The organism is Streptomyces sp. SD15 (assembly GCF_054462255.1).
The window spans coordinates 1-22349 of sequence record NZ_JBTLMO010000030.1 but is presented as its reverse complement, the minus strand read 5'-3'; the positions used below and the strand labels follow the sequence as shown (position 1 = coordinate 22349).

Here is a 22349-nt window from a genome sequence, read left to right as displayed (position 1 = left end):
GGGGTGCTTTCTGGGTTGGGGACGGTGGCGGTCATGCGGTGCCGGCGGTCTGGACCTGATGGGCAGACTCGGCCTTATGGGGAGTCTGGGCCTGGATCGCGGTGATGGCGACCGTGTTGACGATGTCCTGTACCAGCGCGCCGCGGGACAGGTCGTTGACGGGCTTGCGCAGGCCCTGCAGGACCGGGCCGACGGCGATCGCGCCGGCCGAGCGCTGCACGGCCTTGTAGGTGTTGTTGCCGGTGTTGAGGTCGGGGAAGATCAACACGCTGGCCTGACCGGCGACTTCGGAGTCGGGCAGCTTGGTGGCGGCGACCGTCGGCTCGACCGCGGCGTCGTACTGGATCGGCCCCTCGATCCTCAGATCGTCGCGCCGCAGCCGCACCAGGTCGGTGGCCTCGCGCACCTTGTCGACGTCCGCGCCCGACCCGGACGTACCCGTCGAGTACGACAGCATCGCGATCCGCGGTTCGACGCCGAACTGCCGGGCGGTGGCGGCCGACTGGATGGCGATGTCGCAGAGCTGCTCGGCGTTCGGGTCGGGGTTCACGGCGCAGTCGCCGTAGACGAGGACCTTGTCGGCGAGGCACATGAAGAAGACGGACGACACGATCTTCGCGTCCGGCTTGGTCTTGATGATCTCGAAGGCGGGCCGGATGGTCGCGGCGGTGGAGTGCACCGCGCCCGACACCATGCCGTCGGCGAGCCCCTCCTGCACCATCAGCGTCCCGAAGTAGTTCACGTCGGCGACCACGTCGTAGGCCAGCTCGACCGTGACCCCCTTGTGGGCGCGCAGCGCGGCGTACTTCTCGGCGAACGCGTCGCGCAGCTCGGAGGTCGCCGGGTCGATCAGCTGGCAGTCGCCCAGGTCGATGCCGAGGTCGGCGGCCTTCTTGCGGATCTGGTCGACCGGGCCGAGCAGCGTCAGATCGCACACGCCGCGGCGCAGCAGCACCTCGGCAGCGTGCAGGACGCGTGCCTCGGTGCCCTCGGGCAGGACGACCCGCCGCTTGTCGGAGCGCGCCTGTTCGAGCAGCTTGTGCTCGAACATCATCGGCGTGAGCCGGTCGCTGCTCGGCGCGGAGACGCGCCCCAGCAGGTCGCTCGTGGCCACGTGCCGCTCGAAGAGGCCGAGGGCGATCTCCGCCTTGCGGGGCGTGGCGGCGTTCAGCTTCCCCTCCAGGGAGAAGAGCTCGGCCGCGGTGGGGAAGGAGTTCCCGGCCACGGAGACCACCGGGGTGCCCGGCGCGAGGCGTGCGGCGAGGGTGAGGATCTCGTCGCTGGGCCGCTCGCCCAGGGTGAGCAGCATGCCGGCGATCGGCGGAGTGCCCGCGCTGTGCGCGGCCAGCGCGCCCACGACGAGGTCGGCGCGGTCGCCGGGGGTGACGACCATGCAGCCCGGGGTGAGGGCCTTCAGGAAATTCGGCAGCATGGCGCCGCCGAAGACGAAGTCGAGGGCGTCACGCGCGAGCCCCGCGTCGTCGCCGAGGAGCACGCTGCCGTCGAGGGAGTGGGTGATCTGCGCGACGGTGGGCGCGGCGAGCGCGGGCTCGTCGGGAAGGACGTAGCAGGGCACGGGGAGCTGGGAGTCGAGCCGCTCGTTGATCCTGGCGCGGTCGGCCGGGGCCACCCGGTTCACCACCATCGCGAGGACGTCGCAGCCGAGACCGTCGTACGCGCGATAGGCGTTGCGTGTCTCCGCGCGCACGGACTCGGCGGTCTGCCCGCGGCCGCCGACGACCGGGATGACGGAGGCGGCGAACTCGTTCGCGAGGCGGGCGTTGAGCGCCAGCTCGTCGGGGAGCTGGGTGGCGGCGAAGTCGGTGCCGAGGACGAGGACCATGTCGTAGTCGCGGGCGACGCGGTGGAAACGGTCGACGAGGGTGGAGACCAGCTCGTCCGTCCCCTGCTCGGCCTGGAGCGCGGACGCCTCGCGGTAGTCCATGCCGTACACGGTGGCCGGGTCCTGGGTCAGCCGGTAGCGGGCGCGCAGCAGCTCGAAGAGCCGGTCCGGGCCGTCGTGGACGAGCGGGCGGAACACGCCCACCCGGTCGACCTGACGGGTCAGGAGTTCCATGACCCCCAGTTCGACGACCTGGCGGCCGTCGCCGCGGTCGATCCCGGTCACGTACACGCTGCGGGTCACGCGTGCTCTCCATCCGTTTCGTCGCTGGGGTGAGCCGCGTGGCACACCGTGATGTTCGGGGCTGATTTTTGGGGCTGTTTTTTGAGGCTCGGGAAAATAGCCCACCAGGGTGAGCAGAACCCTCTTGACAATACCTGTGTGGGTGGTTAAGGCGCTCGCCAGGACAAACGTCCTGGTGAGGCCGGGATGGGGGGTCGGCGCGGGGGGTGTTCCCCGGCTGTTCTCCGGGCGGAATCGGCGATGGTCCAGCTGCCGTGAAACAATCAGACCGGCTCACACGTACCAGCAGCGAGCAGGAGACACAGCACGATGCGTATCGGAGTTCTCACCGCAGGCGGCGACTGCCCGGGCCTGAACGCCGTGATCCGGTCGGTCGTGCACCGAGCGGTCACCAACTTCGGCGACGAGGTCATCGGCTTCGAGGACGGCTACGCGGGCCTGCTCGACGGCCACTACCGCAGCCTCGACCTCAACGCGGTCAGCGGCATCCTCGCCCGCGGCGGCACCATACTCGGCTCCTCGCGGCTGCAGCGCGACCGGCTCCGCGAGGCCTGCGAGAACGCGCAGGACATGGCCCGCGAGTTCGGTATCGATGTGCTGATCCCGATCGGCGGCGAGGGCACGCTGACCGCCGCCCGGATGCTGTCGGACGCGGGCCTGCCCGTGGTCGGCGTCCCGAAGACGATCGACAACGACATCTCGTCGACCGACCGTACGTTCGGTTTCGATACGGCGGTGGGTGTGGCGTCGGAGGCGATGGACCGCCTCAAGACCACGGCCGAATCCCATCAGCGCGTGATGGTCGTCGAGGTCATGGGCCGGCACGCGGGCTGGATCGCCCTGGAGTCCGGCATGGCGGCCGGCGCCCACGGCATCTGCCTGCCCGAGCGCCCCTTCGACCCGGCCGACCTGGTGGCGATGGTCGAGGAGCGCTTCGCCCGCGGCAAGAAGTTCGCGGTCATCTGTGTCGCCGAGGGCGCCCACCCCGCCGAGGGCACCATGGACTACGGCCACGGCGAGATCGACCAGTTCGGCCACGAGCGCTTCCAGGGCATCGGTACGGCACTGGCGTACGAGCTGGAGCGCCGCCTCGGCAAGGAGGCCAAGCCGGTCATTCTCGGCCATGTGCAGCGCGGAGGCACGCCGACGGCGTACGACCGCGTGCTCGCCACCCGGTTCGGCTGGCACGCGGTCGAGGCCGCGCATCGGGGGGACTTCGGCCGGATGACGGCGCTGCGCGGTACGGACGTGCTGATGGTGCCGCTCGCGGAGGCGGTCACGGAGCTGAAGACGGTGCCGAAGGATCGGATGGACGAGGCGGAGTCGGTGTTCTAGTAGGTACTCCTCTGGACTGTTTCAGTACGTACTCCTCTGGATCGTCGACCAGAAGTGGTCGACGATCCGGTCGAGGAAGTCCCGGCCCGAGTCGCCGGCGTCGGCGGCGGCCGAGCCGGCGCCCCAGCTGAGCGTGGCGACCATCTGCCCCTGATACTCCGAGTGCATCTCCTGGAGGGCACCCTCCAGGAGGCGCCGGTCCAGCGGCACCATCTTCCCGAGTGGCCGCACGTACGCCTGCCAGCGCGTCGTGACCGCGCTGCGCAGCAGCTCCGCGAGCTTGCCGTCGCGTCCCGTGACGGTGATGAAGTCGGGCAGCGACAGCTCGAGCACGTCGGCGAGCATGGCCGACTGTCGCTCGTTGCCGCGCCACTCGCCGGCCTCCTCCATCCGCTGGTACGCCAGGAGTTCGAGGCCGACGGCGCGGGCGACGTCCTCCTGGGCGAGGCCGCGCGCGACGCGGTGCTCACGCAACGTTCGTGGCGCGCCGATGAGTTCGCTCGGAGAGCACCACAACACCGCCGCGAGCGCGGTGAGTTCGGGTCCGCTCGGCTCGGTGGTCCCGCGCTCCCAGGCGGTGACGAGATCGGGTGTGACATACGGCAGCCCGTACGAGGCTCTCATCCCGTACGCGACATGCTCGGGCCCCATGCCGAGCGCCGTCCTGATTCGGCGGGCGGCCGGAGCGTTGAAGGGCGGGGTGGGCCGGTGGGCCTGCGGTGGTTGCACGCGCACAAAATATGGGGCTGGGGCCAGCGGGGACTACGTTCTGTTCGGCCACAATCACAGATTGTAGGAACATACGGTTTCGGATGTGGGCGAGCTTCGTCAGCGCGGCGGAAGCCGGTCGTACGCCTTGAAGGTGTAATGCGCGGCTCCGCGCTCACCCCTTGACCGCCCCGCCCAAAGCGAACCCCCCACCCAGCCGCCGGGCAACCGCCACGTACAGCACCAGCACCGGCGTCGAATAGATCACCGAGAACGCCGCCAGTTGCCCGTACACCACCATCCCCCGATTCCCGAAGAACTCGTTGATGCTCACCGACGCCGGCATCTGGTCCGGTGTGAGCAGCAGCATGAACGGAACGAAGAAGTTCCCCCACATCATCACGAAGGAGAAGACCGTCACCACCGCCACCCCCGGGCCCATCAGCGGCAGCACGATGCGGACCAGTGACTGGAGCGACGACGCGCCGTCCGTCCAGGCCGCCTCCTCCAACTCCTTCGGTACTCCGTCCATGAAGTTCTTCATCAGCCAGATGGCGAAGGGGAGTTGGGAGGCGGCGAAGAAGAAGATCGTGCCCTGCATCGTGTCGATCAGATTCACCTGTACGAACAGCGCGTACACCGGCACCATGATCGCCGTGATCGGCAGGCTCGTCGCGAAGAGGATCGTCAGCAGGAACGGGCGGTTCAGCCGTGAACGGAAGCGGGACAGGGGGTAGGCCGCCAGCGCCGCGCAGACCACCGTCAGCAGTGTGCCGCCGCCGCACAGGATCAGGCTGTTGAGCAGCGGGGTGAACGTGATGTCCGGCTTCAGGACGGCGTCGAAGTTGTCGAGGGTCAGGCTGCCCGGAGTCTTCAGCCGGAGGTCCGCCTGCGCGTCCAGGGACGACAGGATCACCCAGGCCAGGGGGAGGGCGAACGTCGCCGCGACGACGAGGAGCCCGGCGTCCGCCGCGAGTCGGCGGGTGGTGCGGCGGGACACAGGAGTCTGCGGCATGTCAGACCTCCGTCCGCAGCAGCCGCATGTACACCAGCGAGAACAGTGAGCCCACCACCAGGAGCAGCAGCGCCACCGCCGTCCCGTACCCGATCATGCTTTTCTGGAAGGCCTGTTCGTACATGAAGAGGGGCAGCGTCTGACTCCTGTCGCCCGGCCCGCCCCTCGTCATCACCCAGATCAGCCCGAACACCGACAGCGTCTGCAGGGTGTTCAGCATCAGATTCGTGCCGATCGAGCGACGGATCATCGGCAACGTGATGTGCCACATGCGGCGCCAGCCGCCCGCTCCATCCACCTCGGCCGCCTCCGTGATCTCCTTCGGGATCTCGTTCAGGGCCGCCGAGTACACCAGCATCGAGAACGCCGTCCCCCGCCATACGTTGGCGAACGACACCGCGAGGATCGGCAGTGTGAACAGCCAGTTCTGGGAGGGGAGATGGAGCCAGTCGAGAAGGGCGTTCAAGGTTCCCTCCCGGCGGAAGAACGCGTACAGCAGGAAGCCCGCCACCACCTCCGGCAGTACCCACGCCGTGATCACGATCCCGCCCACCAGCGTCCGCACCGGCTTCGACGCCCGCTGCATCAGCGCGGCCAGCGCCAGGCCCAGCGTGTTCTGGCCGACCAGCGACGACAGCACCGTGAACACCAGCGTCAGCCAGACCGCGTTCAGGAACGCCTCGTCCTTGAAAGCCGCCCCGAAGTTCTCGAAGCCTACGAAGGACGAATGGGCCTGGCCCGTCAACTGCAGGTCCGTGAAGGCGATGTAGGCGCAGTAGGCGATCGGGCCCGCCAGGAAAAGGAGCAGCAGGATCACGGCCGGGGTGAGCGGGAGCGCTCGGGTCAGGGAGCGGCGGAGGCCTCCCCGGTGCGGGGAGGCGACCTTCGTAGCCGCCGGGACTGCCGACGCCGCGCCCGTGCCGACGCTCACTTCTTGATCACTTGGTCGTCGGTGGCCGTCTTCAACTCCTCGTCATAGCCGCTCGCCGCCTCGTCGACCGAGTTGTCGCCCGTCGTCACACCCTCCATGGCCTCCTGGATGGCGGTCGAGACCTTCGGGTACGCCGGATACGCGGGCCGGTAGTGGGTGCTCGCGACCAGATCCGTGAAGAACTTGATGCCGGGCTGCGCCGCCACGTACGCCGGGTCTGCCGCGACGTCCTTGCGTACCGCGATACCGGAGTTGGCGATGTACCACTTCTGGGCGTTCTCCTTCGTCATCATCGTCTCGATGAAGTCGAAGGCCAGGTCCGGGTTGGCCGCCTTGGCGGGTATCGCCCAGGTCCAGCCGCCGGACATGCTCACCTTGCCGGGAGCCTGGCCGTGCTGGGTGGGCATGTGGGCGAGGCCGAGTTTCTGCGACCACTCGGGCCATTCGTGACCCGAGCCCTCCAGCCAGTCCTGCGGGAGCCAGCTGCCGTCCAGGTCGATCCCCAGCTTGCCCTGGGGGAGCAGCTCACCGCGGACGCGCGTACTGAAGTTCGGGTCCAGGGCGTCCGAGACGTCGGGGCCCAGCTTCTCCTTGTAGACCGTCTCCACGAAGGTGAGGGCGTCCTTGAAGGCCTGGCTGCCCGCGATCCACTTCTTCGACGTCGTGTCGTACAGGGGGTCCGACGTGCCGTCGCCCGTCCCGTACAGCAGCATCTCGAAGCCCTGCATGGTGGCGGCCTCGCCCGCCGGCTTGCCGGTGTACACGTTCAGCGGCGTGACGTCGGGGACCTTCGCCTTGATGGTGCGGGCGGCGCTGAGGACGTCGGCCCACGTCTTCGGCTGCCAATCGGCGGGCAGGCCCGCCTTCTTGAAGATGCCCTTGTCGAACCAGAGCCCGCGGGTGTCCGTCCCGTCCGGGATGCCGTACGTCTTCCCGTCCTGCGCCTTGGCCGCCGACTTCGCCGAGTCGATGAACTGGTCCCAGTCCTTCCAGCCGCTCAGGTAGGTGTCGAGGGGCTTCAAGTACCCGCTGGTGATGTCCGAGTTGATGAGGAAGGTGTCCTCGTAGACCAGATCGGGGGCCGTCTTGGGAGACCTCAGCATCTGCTGGAGCTTCGTGTAGTACTCGGAGTCCGCCGCCTTGATCGGCACGAGTTCGACCTTCTTGCCGGGGTTCGCCTTCTCGAACTCCTTCTTCATGTCGCCCAAGTAGGTGTCCATGACGCGGATGGAGTTGTCCGTGGACTGTTTGAAGGAGACCTTGACGGTGTCCGGATCGCTTCCGGATCCCGATCCGCAGGCGCTGAGCGCGGTGGCGGTGAGCAGGGTGGCGAGGAGCAGTGGGGCGGCGGTGGGGCGCACGGGCACGACCTCCTACTGGCCGACGTCGTTGTGGGCCGGGTTGTCTGCCCGGTGAACCTAGGAGAGTGGACTAGTCCAGGTCAATGACCTTGCACGCGATGGCACGCACTCGTTCTTCCGGCCGTCGCCGCGGTGGAGGGCGACATCAGCATCGTCGGCATCTGCGGGGGCGCGCTGCCCGTCGGCTTCGGCGCGCTGCCCTTCGAGGTGTCGGTCGCCGCGCCCTACCGGGGCTCCCGCGGCGAGCTGATCGAGATCCTCGATCTCGCCCGAGCCGGTGCCGGCTCCGTCCACACCCGAGACGTACTCGCTCGACGAGGCGCCCCTCGCCCACGAGCGTCTGCACGCGGGGAAGGTGAACGGGCGGGCCGTCATCCTGCCCAACGGCTGACCCCGTCCCCGCCCCCGTCCCCGCCCCCGCCTCCGAGGAACGTCAGCCTTTCACCCACCGGTACTGCAGCTCCGGCCGCCCCACCTGCCCGTACTGCGGAGCGCGCGCCGCGCGCCCCGAGTCGACCAGGTGTTCCAGGTACCGCCGGGCCGTGATCCGGGAGATGCCGACCGCCTCGGCGACACCGGCTGCCGTCAGGCCCTCGGTGGAGTCCCGGAGCGTCAGGGTGACCCGCTCCAGCGTCGGCGCGCTCAGCCCTTTGGGGAGGGCCGCCGGGCCCGGTGCGCGCAGGGTGGCCAGGGCGCGGTCCACCTCGTCCTGGCCGCTGGCCTCGCCCACCGACGCGTGGAACTCGGCGTACCGGACGAGGCGGTCGCGGAGCGTGGCGAAGGTGAACGGCTTCAGGACGTACTGCACGACCCCGAGCGAGACCCCTTCCCGTACCACCGCGAGGTCCCGCGCGGACGTCACCGCGATCACGTCGGCGTGGTAGCCGGCGGCGCGCAGCGAGCGGGCGAGTTGCAGGCCGTGCACATCCGGCAGGTGCAGGTCGAGCAGCAGCAGGTCCACCGGCGTGCGGTCCAGGGCGCGGCGCGCCTCCGCGCCCGTGTGGGCCTTGCCGACCGCCGTGAACCCGGGCACACGGCCGACGTACATGACGTGGGCGTCGGCGGCGACCGGGTCGTCCTCGACCACGAGTACGCGGATGGGCTCGGTCATACGTCGCCTCCAGGCACGACGGGCTGGGCGGTCTTGGGCTCGGCAGAGGCCCTTTCAACGGTGTTCGGAGCCGCATCCACCGTAGGCAACGGCAGTCGGACCTCGAACTCCGCCCCGCCCCCGGCCGCCTCCGCCACCGTCAGCGTGCCCTGGTGACGGCTCACTGCCTGGCGTACGAGGGCCAGTCCGAACCCCCGGCCCCCGGGCCCCGCCGGTTTCGTCGACCAGCCGCGCTGGAACACCTCCTCCGCGTGGGCCGGGTCGACCCCCGCCCCCGTGTCGGCGACCCGCAGCACCAGGCCGGTGGCGTCCGTGAACACCGTCACCGTGACCTGGGCCCGCGCCGTGCCCTGCGCCGCGTCCATGGCGTTGTCGATCAGATTGCCCAGCACCGTCACCAGGTCCCGGGACGGAAGGCCGGCCGGCAGCAGCTCGTCGTCGATGCCGCTGTCCTGCGATACGACCAGCTCCACGCCCCGCTCGTTCGCCTGGGCCGCCTTGCCCAGCAGCAGTGCGGCGAGGACCGGTTCGCTGACCGCCGAGACGACCTCGTCGGTGAGTGTCTGGGCCAGTTCCAGCTCGGCCGTGGCGAAGTCGACCGCCTCGTCGGCGCGGCCCAGTTCGATCAGCGAGACCACCGTGTGGAGTCGGTTCGCGGCCTCGTGCGCCTGTGAGCGCAGCGCCTGGGTGAAGCCGCGTTCGGAGTTCAACTCGCCCATCAGGGACTGGAGTTCGGTCACATCGCGCAGGGTGACGACCGTGCCCCGGTGTTCGCCGCCGGACACCGGGGAGGTGTTGACGACCAGGACGCGCGACGCCGTCAGATGTACCTCGTCCACCCGCGGCTGCGCCGACAGCAGCGCGCCCGTCAGCGGTGCGGGCAGCCCGAGTTCGGCGACGGAGTGGCCGACCACCTCGTCCGTCACGCCCAGCAGCTCCCGCCCGCCGTCGTTCATCAGCGCCACCCTGTACTGCCCGTCCAGCATCAGCAGACCCTCGCGTACGGCGTGCAGCGCGGCCTGATGGTAGTCGTGCATACGGCTGAGCTCGGCCGCGTTCATGCCGTGGGTGGAGCGGCGCAGCCGGGCGTTGATGACGTACGTGCCCATGCCGCCGAGGGCGAGGGCGCCCGTCGCCACCCCGATGAGGGCCGTCACCTGATCCTGCACCCGCTTGGTGATCGCCTCGACCTTGATGCCCGCGCTGACCAGCCCGACGGTGCGGCCGTTGTCCACGATCGGGGTGACGGCGCGTACGGACGGGCCGAGGGTGCCCGTGTACGTCTCTGTAAAGGACGTGCCGTTCAGGGCGGGGCCGATATGGCCGAGGAAGTGCTTGCCTATCAGCGCCTCGTCGGGATGGGTCCAGCGGATGCCCCGCTTGTCCATGATCGTGACGAAGTCGACGCCGGTGTCCCGCTGCACCTGAAGGGCGTACGGCTGGAGATCCTTCGTGGGGTCGGCGGTGCGGATGGCGTCGTGGACGGACGGGGCGTCCGCGACCGAACGGGCGACGGCCATGGCCTGGCGGCCCGCCGCCTCCTCGGCCTGGCTGCGGTCGCTGACGTACGTGAACAGCGCGTATCCGGCGACGAGCACCGCGATCAGCACGGCCTGCATGGCGAAGAGCTGGCCGGCCAGGCTGCGGGGTCTCGGGACGCGGGGAAGGCGCATGTCGTCAGTCTGCCTCTCCTTGTAAGTGTGAACTAAATGAACGGAAGGGTGACCGCCCTCACAGGGCGGGAGATAGTCACCGCATCCCCCGGGAGTCCACGCCTCCCGGATCCCCCGGACGTGAGCCGCACGCCGGGTTCCGCCGGTCGTGAGCCGCACGCCGGAAATGATGCCGACGACGTCGTCAAGGAGGGCAGCCGTGGCCAGCACCCCAACCGCACCTGCCGCACCCGCAGCCAAGCGGGACCGTACGCACTATCTGTACATCGCCGTGATCGTCGCCGTGATCCTCGGTATCACCGTGGGCCTGGTCGCTCCCGACTTCGCGGTCGAGCTGAAGCCCATCGGCACCGGCTTCGTGAACCTCATCAAGATGATGATCTCCCCGATCATCTTCTGCACGATCGTGCTGGGCATCGGCTCCGTACGGAAGGCAGCGAAGGTCGGCGCCGTCGGCGGTATCGCGCTCGGCTACTTCCTGGCCATGTCGCTGGTCGCGCTCGCCATCGGTCTGGTCGTCGGCAACATCCTGGACCCGGGTACGGGCCTGCAGGTGACCGACGCGGTCAAGGAGGCCGGTCAGGGCCAGGTGTCGGCCGAGGCGCTGCCGCCGGTCGAGTTCGTGCTCTCGATCATCCCGACCACGATGGTCTCCGCCTTCACCGAGGGCCAGGTCCTGCAGACCCTGCTCGTGGCGCTGCTCTCCGGGTTCGCGCTCCAGGCCATGGGGTCCGCCGGTCAGCCCATCCTGCGCGGGGTGGAGCACATTCAGCGGCTCGTCTTCCGCATCCTCGGGATGGTGATGTGGCTGGCCCCGGTCGGTGCCTTCGGCGCCATCGCCGCCGTCACCGGTTCGGCCGGTCTGGACGCGCTCAAGAGCCTCGCCGTTCTGATGCTGGGCTTCTACGTCACCTGCTTCCTCTTCGTCTTCATCGTGCTCGGCGTGATGCTGCGCGTCATCACGGGCCTGAACATCCTCACGTTCTTCAAGTACCTGGGCCGTGAGTTCCTGCTCATCCTGTCCACCTCCTCCTCCGAGTCCGCCCTGCCGCGGCTCATCGCGAAGATGGAGCACCTGGGTGTGAGCAAGCCGGTGGTCGGCATCACGGTCCCGACCGGCTACTCCTTCAACCTCGACGGCACCATGATCTACATGACCATGGCGTCGCTCTACATCGCGGACGCGCTGGGCACCCCGATGGCCATCGGGGAGCAGATCCCGCTCCTGCTCTTCCTGCTCGTCGCGTCGAAGGGCGCGGCCGGTGTCAGCGGGGCGGGCCTGGCCACTCTGGCGGGCGGTCTGCAGTCGCACAAGCCCGCGCTGGTCGACGGCGTCGGCCTGATCGTCGGCATCGACCGGTTCATGAGCGAGGCTCGCGCCCTGACGAACTTCGCGGGCAACGCGGTGGCCACGGTGCTGATCGGGACGTGGACGAAGGAGATCGACAAGGAGCGGGTGAACCGGGTTCTTGCCGGGGAGCTGCCGTTCGATGAGAAGACGCTGCTGGACGACGACGAAGAGGGTGCTGTTGCGGAGGTACCCGAGCAGGGCGGCGAGAAGGAACTCGTGAAGGCGTAGGCGCTCCGCTGGAAGGGGGGCTGCGGGTTGTTTTTTGGCTGCGGGTTCGTCGTGGCTGGTCGCGCCCCGCGGCGGAGCCGCTGATGTCACGGCCCCGCGCCCCTTAGGGGGCGCCTCCGCCTGGGGCGTTGACAAGGTGCCCCCCCATATACGCCGAGCGGCTGGGTCCTCCCCCGTAGACCTGGCCGCTCGGTGCATCACTGTAAAAAAACTCAGTCGCTTGGCTTGGCCGCCAGTTCGGTGGCTCGGGAGGCGGGTACGCCCGCCGCGGTCAGTATGGTGACCGCGGCGGAGCGGCCCGCCTCTTCGGCTGCCAGCAGGCCGTCGTTCACGGCCTCCATGAGCGCGAACAGCATCTGCTCATGCACGTACGCCAGGGCCGGCGCCGGCAGCGGGGACGCGAAGACGCCTTGGTCCAGGCCGCGCTGGAGTACCTCCACGCAGGCCTCGCGCACGGGTGTGAGGCGCTCGCGGATGCCCTGCACGGTGACGCTGCGCTGGGCGAGGGCGACCAGCAGCCGGTAGCGGTCGGCGATCTCCCAGACCGCGAGCGTCGAGCGGACCAGCGACTCCGCGGGGTCCTCGATGCCCTCCCGGCCGGCGGCGTGCGCGGCCTCCACCGCCTGCGCCGCGCCTTCGAACAGTGTCCCGATCAACGCCTCACGGCTCGGGAAATGCCCGTACACCGTGCGCCGTACGACGCCCGCGGCCCGCGCGATCTGGTCCATGGACGCGTCGGGGTCGCGCAACAGCTCCGCGAGCGCGACATCGAGGATGCGGCGGCGGTTCACGTCGGCGCGGCTGGCGTTACCCATGGTCATGGCTGCCATTCTGCACGCCTCGCGGGGTGATCCCGCGCTCCCTCCACAAGGGCTCCGTCAAGGGCTTCATCAAGGGCTCCGGCAAGGGCTCCACCTCCGCCATTTGCACAGTGCTGTGCATCGGCCGTACATTGCACAGGGTCGTGCAATTGCACGTCGCTGTGCAAGTCGAGTGAGGAAGGGGCGACCGTACCCATGCGACCCATGCGTCTCGTCATGAACGAACCGGTCGAGAGGATGGACCGGCCCTATGCCAGGCGCTGGTGGGCGCTGCTGGTGCTCTGTCTGAGCCTGCTGATCATCGTGATGGCGAACACCGCCCTCACCGTCGCGGCCCCCGACATGACCCAGGACCTGGGCCTGTCCAGCGCCGACCTCCAGTGGGTCATCGACGGCTACACCGTCCCGTACGCCGCGCTGATGCTGCTGCTCGGCGCGCTCGGCGACAAGTACAGCCGGCGCGGCGCGCTCGTCCTCGGGCTGGTCGTCTTCGGCGGCGGGGCGGTCGCCGGCTCGCTCGTGGACAGTTCTACGGGGGTCATCGCGGCCCGTGCCGTGATGGGCGTGGGCGCCGCCCTGATCATGCCGGCCACGCTCTCCCTCCTCGCCGCGACCTTCCCGCGCGCGGAACGGGCGAAGGCGATCACCCTGTGGACCGCGACGGCCGGACTGGCGATCGCCGCCGGTCCGCTGGTCGCGGGCGCGCTGTTGCGGCAGCACGGCTGGTCGTCCACCTTCCTGATCAACGTGCCGATCGCCGCCCTCGCCATCATCGGCGCCCTCGTCCTCGTACCGCCGTCCAAGGCCGGCCACCACCACCGCATCGACTACGTCGGCGGCCTGCTGTCGGTGGTCTGGATCGGCTCGCTGATCTACATGATCATCGAAGGGCCGCACTTCGGCTGGGGCGTGAAGGCCGTGACCGCGGCGGTCGTCGCGGGCGCCGGCCTGGTGGCCTTCGTGGCCTGGGAGCTGCGGCACCCGCATCCGGTCGTCGACGTACGCCGCTTCGCCGGCCGCCGGTTCGCGGGCTCGAACCTCGCCGTCGCGCTCTTCTTCCTGGCCGTCTTCGGCGCCTTCTACTTCCTCACCCAGCACCTCCAGTTCGTCCTCGGCTACGACGCCTTGGACACCGGAGTGCGGATGCTGCCGCTCGCCGGAGCCGTCTTCGTCGGCTCGGCGCTCACCGCGTACCTCACTCCGCGCCTCGGCATGAAGGTCACGGTGACCGCGGGCATGGTCGGCGGCACGGCGGCGCTGGCGCTGCTCACCCAGGTGGACGCGGCGTCGTCGTACGGCGACTTCGTGCTGCCCCTCGCCGTCCTGGGCCTCGCGATCGGGCTCGCGCTCTCGCCCTGCACGGACGCCATCATGGGCGCGTTCCCGGAATCCGAACTCGGCGTCGGCGGCGCCGTGAACGACACCTCGCTGGAGCTCGGCGGCTCGCTCGGGATCGCCATCCTCGGCTCGGTCCTGGCGAGTTCCTACTCCTCGCACCTCTCGGACGCGACCGCGGGCAGCGAGCTCCCGGCGGGCGCCCTGTCCACGGCGCAGGACTCCGTGGGCGCCGGATACGCGGTAGCCGACGGCATCGGCGACAAGGCCCGGCAGCTCGGCGAGCAGGCCGCACAGGCGGCGAACCCGGAGCAGGCGGCACAGTTGAAGGCACAGGCCAACCAACTCACCGACGGCGCCCGACAGATGGCCGACGCGGTCGGTTCGTCCTTCGCCGACTCGGTCGCCCACACGAGCCTGATCGGCGCGGTGATCCTGGGGGCGGGGACGGTAGTCGTGGCGGCGCTGCTGTCGTGGAAGGAGCGGACGGCCGACATCGCCGCGGTCACGTGTGAACCTTCGGCGGACGCCGAGCGCGAGGAGAAGGAGGAGAGCGTCGCGGCGCACTGACCGCCCTGAGTGTTTCCCGTCCGGGAGGTGTACGGACGCCGGTGTATGGGGGCGGGGGAAGGGCTCCGGCCTTGCGCGGCACAAGGCCGGAGCCCCTCAGCGATCAGCCGAGGGCCAGACTGGCGAGCCAGGTGGTGTTCGCGCGCCTGATCACCACCACCGCAGGCAGCCACACCCTCTACCTCGACGGCCAGGAACTGTCCACGGACGCCAACGGCGCCGTTGCCTACTCCCAGCGGTCGTACTCCCAGGCCGGCGCGCCGACAGTCCTGCGCCACTCCTCCCGCGGCTCCGCCACCTCCACCCTCCTGGCGCTGATCCCCGACCACCAGGGCACCACCCTGTTCACCATCGCCCTGGCCTTGGGACAGGAGGTCAAGCGAACCAAGACCGACCCGTTCGGCGTGGAGCGCTCCACCAGCGACACCTGGGCCCTGCACCGCGCCTACATCGGCGGCACCGACGAGAACACCACCGGTCTCATCCACCTCGGCGCCCGCGAGTACGACCCGGAGACCGGCCGTTTCATCTCGGCGGACCCCTTGCTGGACATCGCCGACCCGCTGTCGATGAACGGGTACGCGTACAGCAACAACAGCCCCGTCTCACACTCGGACCCGAGCGGCCTGAAGACGGTATTCGACGGCGGCGGCGGTGGTGGTAGTGGAACCACCTGCTACTACGTTCTCCTGGACCCCTGCGGTACGGGTTCCGGCGGTGGCGGAGACAAGTCGGGATCCGGTACTGGCTCCAGTTCCGGCTCCCAGACCGTCACTGTCACCGTCACCAAGACCGTCACGGTCACCAAGCCCGCCCCCGAGTGCAACTGGTGGTGCACGGGCGACCAACTGGCTCGAAGAACACACCACCGAGATCATCACGTTCACGGTCGAGGTCACGGTCGGCGCGGCCTGCTACGGCGCGGCCGGTGCAGCAGGCGCCGCCACTCTCAGACAAATGGCCCTGGCGGACGTGCGGCGCGAGCGGCGGGTGAGGGGCAACCGTGCCCGGAATTCGGCACGACGATGACAACAGGAACTGCCCACGCCCCCGTTCCCGAGCATGACCCGCCGCTGGTTCTTCACTACTATCGCGGCGGAGGGTCAGCGATGACGAACGCAGAGCGAAGAGCCTACGCAAAGAATGACGGCATCAATGGGGCTGCATGTCAGGTCTGCCAGCGATCACAAGGGGCTGAAATGGCGAAGGTCTCCAAGGCAATAAAAAGGAGTCTGGGGCTATGACCGAAGAAGGCGAACGACTGTCGGCTCTTGAGCGGCACGTTCGGGAATTCTGGGATGGTCATATTGTGGAATCTGCCTCCTGGGATCGGGGGCCGATCCTGGAGCGAGTTCCGCATTTTGCCACCTACCGAATCTTTCCCCAGCGTGCTGGCGAGGCTTGGGTTTACGTGACGGCGGGGTCCTCGGTACATGGATCCACAGTCGGCGGAATTGAGTTCTTTGTCATGTCGCCCGTGGCTACCGACATTCACTCAGAAACGTTGGCGATGGTGAGTCACTATCACTCGTTCGGGGCCCACCGGCTGGACGTAGGATCGGTCATCAATATTGGCCGTCCATGGATGCCGGATTCGCGCATGGATCACCTCCTGGTGAGTCTGCCTTATCCCTACGGGCCTGAACTTGAATGGGCTCCGGCGGAGGCAGGGGGTGCGCGATTCTTGTGGCTGCTGCCGATCCATCAGAGTGAGGCCGATTTTATTAAGCGTGAGACCCTTGATGAATTCGAATCCATGCTGGATGCGGAAGGCGCGAACGTGCTGGATCCCAATCGAAATCCAATTGTCTGATAAAAGCCTTTCCGCTTCATGGTTCGTATAAAGGAGGGCGTTGACGCGGGGCGTCGGCAACCGACGACAACGCCGCAGGTGGGCGTGCCAGGCCCCGCGTCTGCGGCATGATCCGCCGGACAGGCCCTAGCGTCCCGCCGCCCCGTCGAGCCTCGCCATGTCGTCCGGTGTCAGTGTCAGATCAGCCGCCCCGGCGGAGTCCCGGATCGTCTCCGGGCGGCTGGCTCCCGGGATCGGGATCACGGTGGGGGAGCGGGTCAACAGCCAGGCGAGGCAGATCTGTTGGGGGCTGACGCCGTGCTCGCGGGCCACCGAGTGGAAGGCGGTGAAGCCGTCGGGCTTCAGCCGCGACGGGCCGTCCAGGGAGCTGCGGGAGATGCCGCCCAGCGGACTCCACGGCAGGAAGGCGATGCCCAGCTCGGCGCAGAGCCGTAGCTCGGGGTCGCTGTCCCGCACCGCGGGGGAGTACTGGTTCTGGACCGAGACCAGGCGGTCGCCGAGGATCGCGCGGGCTCGGCGGATCTGGTCGGTGGTGGTGTTGGAGATACCGGCCAGGCGGATCTTGCCCTCGTCGAGGAGTTCGCGCAGGGCGCCGAGCGAGTCCTCGAAGGGGACGGCGGGGTCGGGCTTGTGGAGCTGGTAGAGGCCGATCGCGTCCACGCCGAGCCGCTTCAGGGAGGCCTCGGCCGCCGACTTCAGGTGGCGGGGAGATCCGGTCACCGTCCAGCTGCCGTCGGCCGGTCTGCCGCGCCCGCCCTTCGTGGTCACCAGGATGTCCGCCGTGTCGCCGCCGTACGTCGCCAGGGCTCGGGCCACGAGCCGTTCGTTGTGGCCGGGCTCGGCACCGGGCAGGTGGTAGGAGTCCGCCGTGTCCAGGAGTGTCACGCCCGCGTCGAGGGCGGCATGCACCGTGGCCAGGGCCCGCGTCTCGTCCGGGTGGCCCTCGATGGACAGCGGCATCGCGCCGAGTCCGATCGCGCCGACGCGGAGGTCTCCGAGAAGCCTGTGGTGCACGTCAGTCGTCCTTTCCAAGAGTTTCGGCGACCGCGCGCGGCAGCCAGTCCCTCGCCTCGCCGAAGCTGAAACCGAGCCGTGTGGCCCGGGAGTTGTCCATCCCGTACGAGCGGGCGAAGGAGAACGGCGAGACCTCCCCGGCCTCCACGCCGTGGAGCAAGGTCTTCCCGCCCAGAACATGGGCGGCCACGGCCTCGCACAACTCCTCGGTGGTCAGCACTCCGTGGGACGCGGCGTTCACCGGCCCGGTGAATTCGGCGCCCACGGTCCAGGCCAGGAAGTCGGCGATCTCCTCGACGTGGATGTACGTCGCCGGATGGTTCACGGCGGGGACGGCGATCGGCTCACCGGTGCGGATGCGCTCGGCGTAATGGCTCAGACGGCCGGTGAAGTCGTCCGCCCCGCCCAGTACATGGGCGACGCGTACGGCCACGTACGGGAACGAGGGGCCGGCCGCCGCGAAGACCGCCTCGGCCTGGCGCTTGCCCTCGCCGTAGTGCGTGTCGCGGAACTCCTGGTCGTCCCAGGGGAGTTCGAGGTCGACCGTGACCGTACGGGGGTCCACGGCGTCCTCCCGTACTAGGTCCGCCGAGTCCTCGTACTCGTACACCTCGACGGTGGACGTCATGACGTACCGCCGTGTGCGGCCCGCGAAGACCCGTCGGGCGATAGCCGCCTGTCGCGGCGTGTAGCAGACCTGGTCGACGACGACGTCGAAGGTGCTCGAACCCAGCGCCTCTTCCAGGGAGTTCTCGACATCGCGGTCGGCGACGACGTGAAGGGCGCCGGTGGGTGGTGCGGCCGAACCTCGATTGACGACCGTGACCCGGTCACCGGCCGCCAGCAGCCGACCGATGAGGCGCTTGCCGAAATACCGGTTTCCCCCGATGACACATACCTCGCGCACGCCGTGCCTCCCGAATGCCATTCCCGTACTCATGTCCCGTACCCATGCCTACTCGCATCCTGTGGCCATAATTCTCCCGGCGCACGAGGAAGCTCTGAAGGGGGAGTCATGGGAGATCCGGCCGCTGCACCGAAGGAACCACGGCAGCTGCGCGCCGCCGCCCACGAAACGTCGGTGGCCTTCGACGCGCTGGACCGGCAGATCCTGGAGCTGTTGCAGGGCGACGGCCGGATCAAGCTCAGCGAGCTGGGCCGCCGGGTCCGGCTGAGCCCCGCGGCCGTCGCGGAGCGGGTGCGACGGCTGGAGGCGGCGGGTGTGATCACCGGGTACGGCGCCCATGTCTCGCCGCCCCGGCTGGGCTACGGCGTCCAGGCCTTCATCCGCGTGAACCCGCACGGCGGCTACAACCTGAAGCACCCCAGGACCCTGGAGCTGATCGCCCGCCCGGAGATCATCGAGGTCCACCACGTCGTCGGCGAGGACTGCTGGATCCTCAAAGTCGCCGTCGCGGACACCCTCCACCTGGAGGAGATCCTCGAGCAGACCTCGGCCCTGGGCCGCACCACGACGTCGATCGTGTTGTCCTCGCCGGTGCGGCGGAAGTCGCTGCTCCCGCCGGCCTGACGTTCCCGTTGCCTTGACGTCGGCGTCAAGGACTACGTTCGTGGACATGCGAATCGGCGAGCTGGCAGCGCGGGCCGGGACCACCACGCGGACTCTTCGGTACTACGAGTCGCGGGGACTGTTGCCCGCGCGGCGCACCCACAACGGGTACCGCATGTACGACGAGGACGACCTGAAGCTGCTGCGGCAGATCAGGACGCTGCAGGACTTCGGGTTCGACCTGGAGGAGACGCGGCCCTTCGTGGAGTGTCTGCGGGCCGGGCACCCGGAGGGTGACTCGTGCCCCGCGTCGCTCGCCGTCTACCGCCGCAAGCTCGGCGAGCTCGACGCGCTGATCGGCGAGTTGCAGGCCGTGCGCGCGCAGGTCGGCGAGCAGCTGGCGCGGGCCGAGCAGGCGCGGGACGAGCTGGCGGCCGAGGCGGAGGTTCCGGGCGGTCCGGAGCCTGTATGCGCTGTGTTTTCCCGGGGGACGACCCCCGGACCCCCAGCAGGAGCTGTGTTTTCCCGGGGGACGACCCCCGGACCCCCAGCAGGAAAAACAGGAGGGTGACCGGAGTGATCAAGGTGGCAGGCGTGGCTGCGGTGACGGACGCGGACTTCGAGGCGGAGGTGATCGGCGCGGAGCTGCCCGTACTCGTGGAGTTCACGGCCGACTGGTGCCCGCCGTGCCGGCAGATGGGGCCGGTGCTGAGCGCCCTCGCGGCGGAGGAGGGCGACCGGATCAAGGTCGTCCAGCTGGACGTCGACACGAACCCGCTGACGACGAACGCCTACCGGGTGCTGTCCATGCCCACGTTCATGGTGTTCCGCGGCGGTGAGCCGGTGAAGTCGATGGTGGGTGCCCGGCCCAAGCGGCGGCTGCTGGAGGAGCTGTCCGACGTGCTGTGATCACCTACCGGAACCACCATCGGTCTCACCGGTGACACAAGAAATCCCCCGAGCAATTGCGCTCGGGGGATTTCTTGGCGTATATTGAATGATTCGCGACTTCAGGGAATTGAGTCGCGAAGAAGTTCGTTGAGCAGAGTATATCCGGGCGGGAGTGGAATTGTCAAACAGGGGCTCACACACAGAATTTCCCGACGACGAATTCAGGCGTGAGCAGGAATTCATCGACGGGTTGTACGCGCGCGTGGACGTCCTGCGTGGCGACACCGAGGCCTCCGTCGGCGACGCGCTCGCGCAGGGCAACACGCCCATGCAGGCCCGGCTCGAACGGGACGTGCTGGTCGCCGAGCGCTCCGGCCTGCTCGCCGCGCTGAACGCCGTGGACGGTTCGCTCTGCTTCGGCCGGATCGACCTCATCTCCGGCGTCAGCCACCACATCGGCCGCATCGGTATCCGCGCGGGAGACGCCGAACACACCCCCATCCTCATCGACTGGCGGGCTCCGGTCGCCCGTCCCTTCTACCTCGCCACCGGCCACACACCGATGGACCTGCGCCGCCGCCGGCACATCACCACCGACGGCCGCCGCGTCACCGACCTGCACGACGAGATCCTCGACCTCGGCGACCGTGAGCGCACCGGCCACGAGGACCCGACCGGCGACGCGGTACTCCTCGCCGCGCTCAACTCCGCCCGCACCGGCCGCATGGGCGACATCGTGCAGACCATCCAGGCCGAGCAGGACCAGATCATCCGCGCCCCGCACCGGGGCATCCTGGTCGTCGAGGGCGGCCCCGGCACCGGCAAGACGGCCGTGGCGCTGCACCGGGCCGCGTATCTGCTGTACGAATACCGGGAGCTGCTCGCCAAGCGTGCCGTCCTGATCGTCGGCCCGAACCCCGCCTTCCTCGGCTACATCGGCGAGGTGCTGCCCTCGCTCGGCGAGACCGGCGTGCTGCTCGCGACCGTCGGCGAGCTGTTCCCGGGTGTACGGGCGACGGCCACCGACACCCCCGAGGCGGCCGCTGTGAAGGGCCGCGCCGACATGGCCGAGGTGCTGGACGCGGTGATCCGGGACCGGCAGGCGCTGCCCGACCCGGTGATCGCCATCGAGCACGACCGGGACATCCTGATGCTCGACGCCGGGCTCGTGCAGATGGCCCGCGAACGCACCCGCGAGGCGAAACTGCCGCACAACGTCGCCCGCGAGTACTTCGAGGGCCACATCCTCAACACGCTCACCGACATGCTGGCCGAGCGCATCGGAACCGACCCCTTCGACGGCTCGAACCTCCTCGACGCCAGCGACATCACCCAGATCCGCGACGACCTGGCCGAGAACCCCGAAGTCTGGTCGGCCATCGACCAGTTGTGGCCCCGGCTGACCCCACAGCGAGTCATCGCCGACTTCCTCGCCGAGCCCGGCGGGTACGTCTCCGACGCGGACGCCGCCGCGATCCACCGCCCGGTCACCCGGGCCTGGACCACCTCCGACGTCCCCCTCCTCGACGAGGCCGCCGAGCTGCTGGGCGAGGACGACCGGGTCGCGCGAGCCCTCGCCGACCAGGAGCGCCGCACCCAAGTCGCCTACGCGCAGGGCGTGTTGGACGTCTCCTACGCCTCCCGTACCTACGAGTTCGAGGACAAGGACGAGGAGGACTCCGAAGTCCTCTCCGCGCACAACATCATCGACGCCGAGCGGATGGCCGAGCGGCACGAGGAGGATGACCACCGCAGCGCCGCCGAGCGGGCGGCGGCCGACCGCACCTGGGCGTTCGGCCACATCATCGTCGACGAGGCGCAGGAGCTGTCGCCGATGGCCTGGCGGCTGCTGATGCGGCGCAGTCCGACCCGTTCGATGACTCTCGTCGGCGACCCGGCGCAGACCGCCGAGGCGGCGGGCGTCGGTTCCTGGTCCAAGATCCTCTCCCCCTACGTCGAGGACCGCTGGGAGCACACGCGTCTCGCCGTCAACTACCGCACCCCGTCCGAGATCATGGACGTCGCGGCGGGTGTCCTGCGCGCCGAGCACCCCGACTTCGAGCCGCCTCGTTCCGTGCGATCCACTGGCGTACGGCCATGGGTGCGGGACGCCGGCGACGACCTGCCCGGCGCCGTCGCGAAGGCCGTCGCCGAGCTGACTCCCGCCGAGGGGCGGCTCGCGGTGATCGCGCCGCGCGAGCTGCACGGGTCGCTGGCCGCTCGGCTGGACGGGGTGACGGCGGGCGAGGAACCCGACCTGACCCGTGCGGTTGTCCTGCTCCATCCGCGCCAGGCCAAGGGGCTCGAGTTCGACTCCGTGCTGGTGGTGGAGCCGGGGCGGTACGGGACGAGTGATCTGTATGTCGCGCTGACCCGGGCCACTCAGGCGCTGGGGATCGTGTACGCGGAGGAGTTGCCGGAGGTGCTGGCGACGACGGGCTCCTGACCGGGGGGGGGGCTCGCCCCCGCCGCCCCTACCCGTCCCATCCCGTTCCTGGGGGCTCCGCCCCCAGACCCCCGCCAGGGGCGCTGCGCC

19 protein-coding genes and 1 pseudogene are annotated in these 22349 nt (G+C 69.3%); 10 read left to right on the top strand and 10 right to left on the bottom strand.

The annotated features are described in order from the left end of the window. Positions 1 to 31: 31 nt before the first annotated feature. On the bottom strand, positions 32 to 2146 hold the full coding sequence (gene pta / locus ACX28W_RS26870) for a phosphate acetyltransferase (RefSeq protein ID WP_459002055.1): 2115 nt from the start codon (positions 2144 to 2146) through the stop codon (positions 32 to 34). Positions 2147 to 2455: 309 nt separating this feature from the next. Here pta and ACX28W_RS26865 point away from each other — a divergent pair, with 309 nt between their 5' ends. Beyond that, positions 2456 to 3481: an ATP-dependent 6-phosphofructokinase gene (locus ACX28W_RS26865; protein ID WP_459002053.1), complete on the top strand. Its 1026-nt coding sequence runs from the start codon at positions 2456 to 2458 to the stop codon at positions 3479 to 3481. A gap of 21 nt (positions 3482 to 3502) precedes the next feature. Here the strand turns inward: ACX28W_RS26865 and ACX28W_RS26860 are convergent, their stop codons facing one another. The 4 genes from ACX28W_RS26860 to ACX28W_RS26845 form a co-directional block, all read right to left on the bottom strand. After that, positions 3503 to 4132: a helix-turn-helix domain-containing protein gene (locus ACX28W_RS26860; RefSeq protein WP_459002175.1), complete on the bottom strand. Its 630-nt coding sequence runs from the start codon at positions 4130 to 4132 to the stop codon at positions 3503 to 3505. A 232-nt stretch (positions 4133 to 4364) separates the two neighbouring features. Further along, the gene (locus ACX28W_RS26855; protein ID WP_459002051.1) at positions 4365 to 5204 is read right to left on the bottom strand and encodes a carbohydrate ABC transporter permease; all 840 of its coding nucleotides are present in this window, start codon (positions 5202 to 5204) and stop codon (positions 4365 to 4367) included. A 1-nt stretch (position 5205) separates the two neighbouring features. Beyond that, a complete protein-coding gene (locus tag ACX28W_RS26850; protein WP_459002173.1) occupies positions 5206 to 6051 on the bottom strand; it encodes a carbohydrate ABC transporter permease in 846 nt (281 codons plus the stop codon). 80 nt (positions 6052 to 6131) lie between these two features. After that, the gene (locus ACX28W_RS26845; RefSeq protein WP_459002050.1) at positions 6132 to 7502 is read right to left on the bottom strand and encodes an extracellular solute-binding protein; all 1371 of its coding nucleotides are present in this window, start codon (positions 7500 to 7502) and stop codon (positions 6132 to 6134) included. 114 nt (positions 7503 to 7616) lie between these two features. Between ACX28W_RS26845 and ACX28W_RS26840 the strand changes: the two are divergent. Next, positions 7617 to 7887: pseudogene (locus tag ACX28W_RS26840) on the top strand (NAD(P)-dependent alcohol dehydrogenase); the annotation flags it as partial. Between the two features lie 42 nt (positions 7888 to 7929). Here ACX28W_RS26840 and ACX28W_RS26835 read toward each other — a convergent pair. Together ACX28W_RS26835 and ACX28W_RS26830 are read right to left on the bottom strand one after the other, a co-directional pair. After that, on the bottom strand, positions 7930 to 8607 hold the full coding sequence (locus ACX28W_RS26835; protein WP_459002049.1) for a response regulator: 678 nt from the start codon (positions 8605 to 8607) through the stop codon (positions 7930 to 7932). After that, positions 8604 to 10280: an ATP-binding protein gene (locus tag ACX28W_RS26830; protein WP_459002047.1), complete on the bottom strand. Its 1677-nt coding sequence runs from the start codon at positions 10278 to 10280 to the stop codon at positions 8604 to 8606. The genes ACX28W_RS26835 and ACX28W_RS26830 overlap by 4 nt, the downstream gene beginning before the upstream one ends. A gap of 169 nt (positions 10281 to 10449) precedes the next feature. On the opposite strand from ACX28W_RS26830, the gene ACX28W_RS26825 reads away from it, so the two are divergent. Next, complete coding sequence (locus ACX28W_RS26825; RefSeq protein WP_459002171.1) at positions 10450 to 11859, top strand: cation:dicarboxylate symporter family transporter; 1410 nt, start codon at positions 10450 to 10452, stop codon at positions 11857 to 11859. 212 nt (positions 11860 to 12071) lie between these two features. Here ACX28W_RS26825 and ACX28W_RS26820 read toward each other — a convergent pair whose 3' ends face one another. Then, complete coding sequence (locus ACX28W_RS26820) at positions 12072 to 12689, bottom strand: TetR/AcrR family transcriptional regulator (RefSeq protein WP_459002045.1); 618 nt, start codon at positions 12687 to 12689, stop codon at positions 12072 to 12074. Between the two features lie 195 nt (positions 12690 to 12884). Here ACX28W_RS26820 and ACX28W_RS26815 point away from each other — a divergent pair, with 195 nt between their 5' ends. From ACX28W_RS26815 to ACX28W_RS26805, 3 genes are all read left to right on the top strand, one after another. Next, the gene (locus ACX28W_RS26815; RefSeq protein ID WP_459002170.1) at positions 12885 to 14585 is read left to right on the top strand and encodes an MFS transporter; all 1701 of its coding nucleotides are present in this window, start codon (positions 12885 to 12887) and stop codon (positions 14583 to 14585) included. A gap of 131 nt (positions 14586 to 14716) precedes the next feature. Further along, the gene (locus tag ACX28W_RS26810; protein WP_459002044.1) at positions 14717 to 15829 is read left to right on the top strand and encodes an RHS repeat-associated core domain-containing protein; all 1113 of its coding nucleotides are present in this window, start codon (positions 14717 to 14719) and stop codon (positions 15827 to 15829) included. Beyond that, positions 15826 to 16398, top strand: coding sequence for a suppressor of fused domain protein (locus ACX28W_RS26805; protein WP_459002042.1), 573 nt, complete (start codon positions 15826 to 15828; stop codon positions 16396 to 16398). Before ACX28W_RS26810 ends, ACX28W_RS26805 begins: the two co-directional genes overlap by 4 nt. A 126-nt stretch (positions 16399 to 16524) precedes the next feature. On the opposite strand, the gene ACX28W_RS26800 is transcribed toward ACX28W_RS26805, so the two are convergent. Beyond that, complete coding sequence (locus ACX28W_RS26800; protein WP_459002041.1) at positions 16525 to 17412, bottom strand: aldo/keto reductase; 888 nt, start codon at positions 17410 to 17412, stop codon at positions 16525 to 16527. A gap of 1 nt (position 17413) precedes the next feature. Next, positions 17414 to 18319, bottom strand: a complete 906-nt coding sequence (locus tag ACX28W_RS26795) for an NAD-dependent epimerase/dehydratase family protein (RefSeq protein WP_459002039.1) — start codon at positions 18317 to 18319, stop codon at positions 17414 to 17416. 108 nt (positions 18320 to 18427) lie between these two features. Between ACX28W_RS26795 and ACX28W_RS26790 the strand changes: the two genes are divergently transcribed. From ACX28W_RS26790 to ACX28W_RS26775, 4 genes are all read left to right on the top strand, one after another. Further along, positions 18428 to 18943, top strand: a complete 516-nt coding sequence (locus tag ACX28W_RS26790) for an Lrp/AsnC family transcriptional regulator (protein WP_459002037.1) — start codon at positions 18428 to 18430, stop codon at positions 18941 to 18943. 46 nt (positions 18944 to 18989) lie between these two features. Then, positions 18990 to 19493 (top strand): MerR family transcriptional regulator, encoded by a 504-nt coding sequence (locus ACX28W_RS26785; RefSeq protein ID WP_459002168.1) that lies wholly within the window; start codon positions 18990 to 18992, stop codon positions 19491 to 19493. Positions 19494 to 19516: 23 nt separating this feature from the next. Then, positions 19517 to 19831, top strand: a complete 315-nt coding sequence (locus ACX28W_RS26780) for a thioredoxin family protein (protein WP_459002036.1) — start codon at positions 19517 to 19519, stop codon at positions 19829 to 19831. Positions 19832 to 19985: 154 nt separating this feature from the next. Further along, positions 19986 to 22259 carry a HelD family protein gene (locus ACX28W_RS26775; protein WP_459002035.1) on the top strand — a complete coding sequence of 758 codons (2274 nt, stop codon included), beginning with the start codon at positions 19986 to 19988 and terminating at the stop codon, positions 22257 to 22259. The last annotated feature ends 90 nt before the right edge of the window (positions 22260 to 22349 follow it).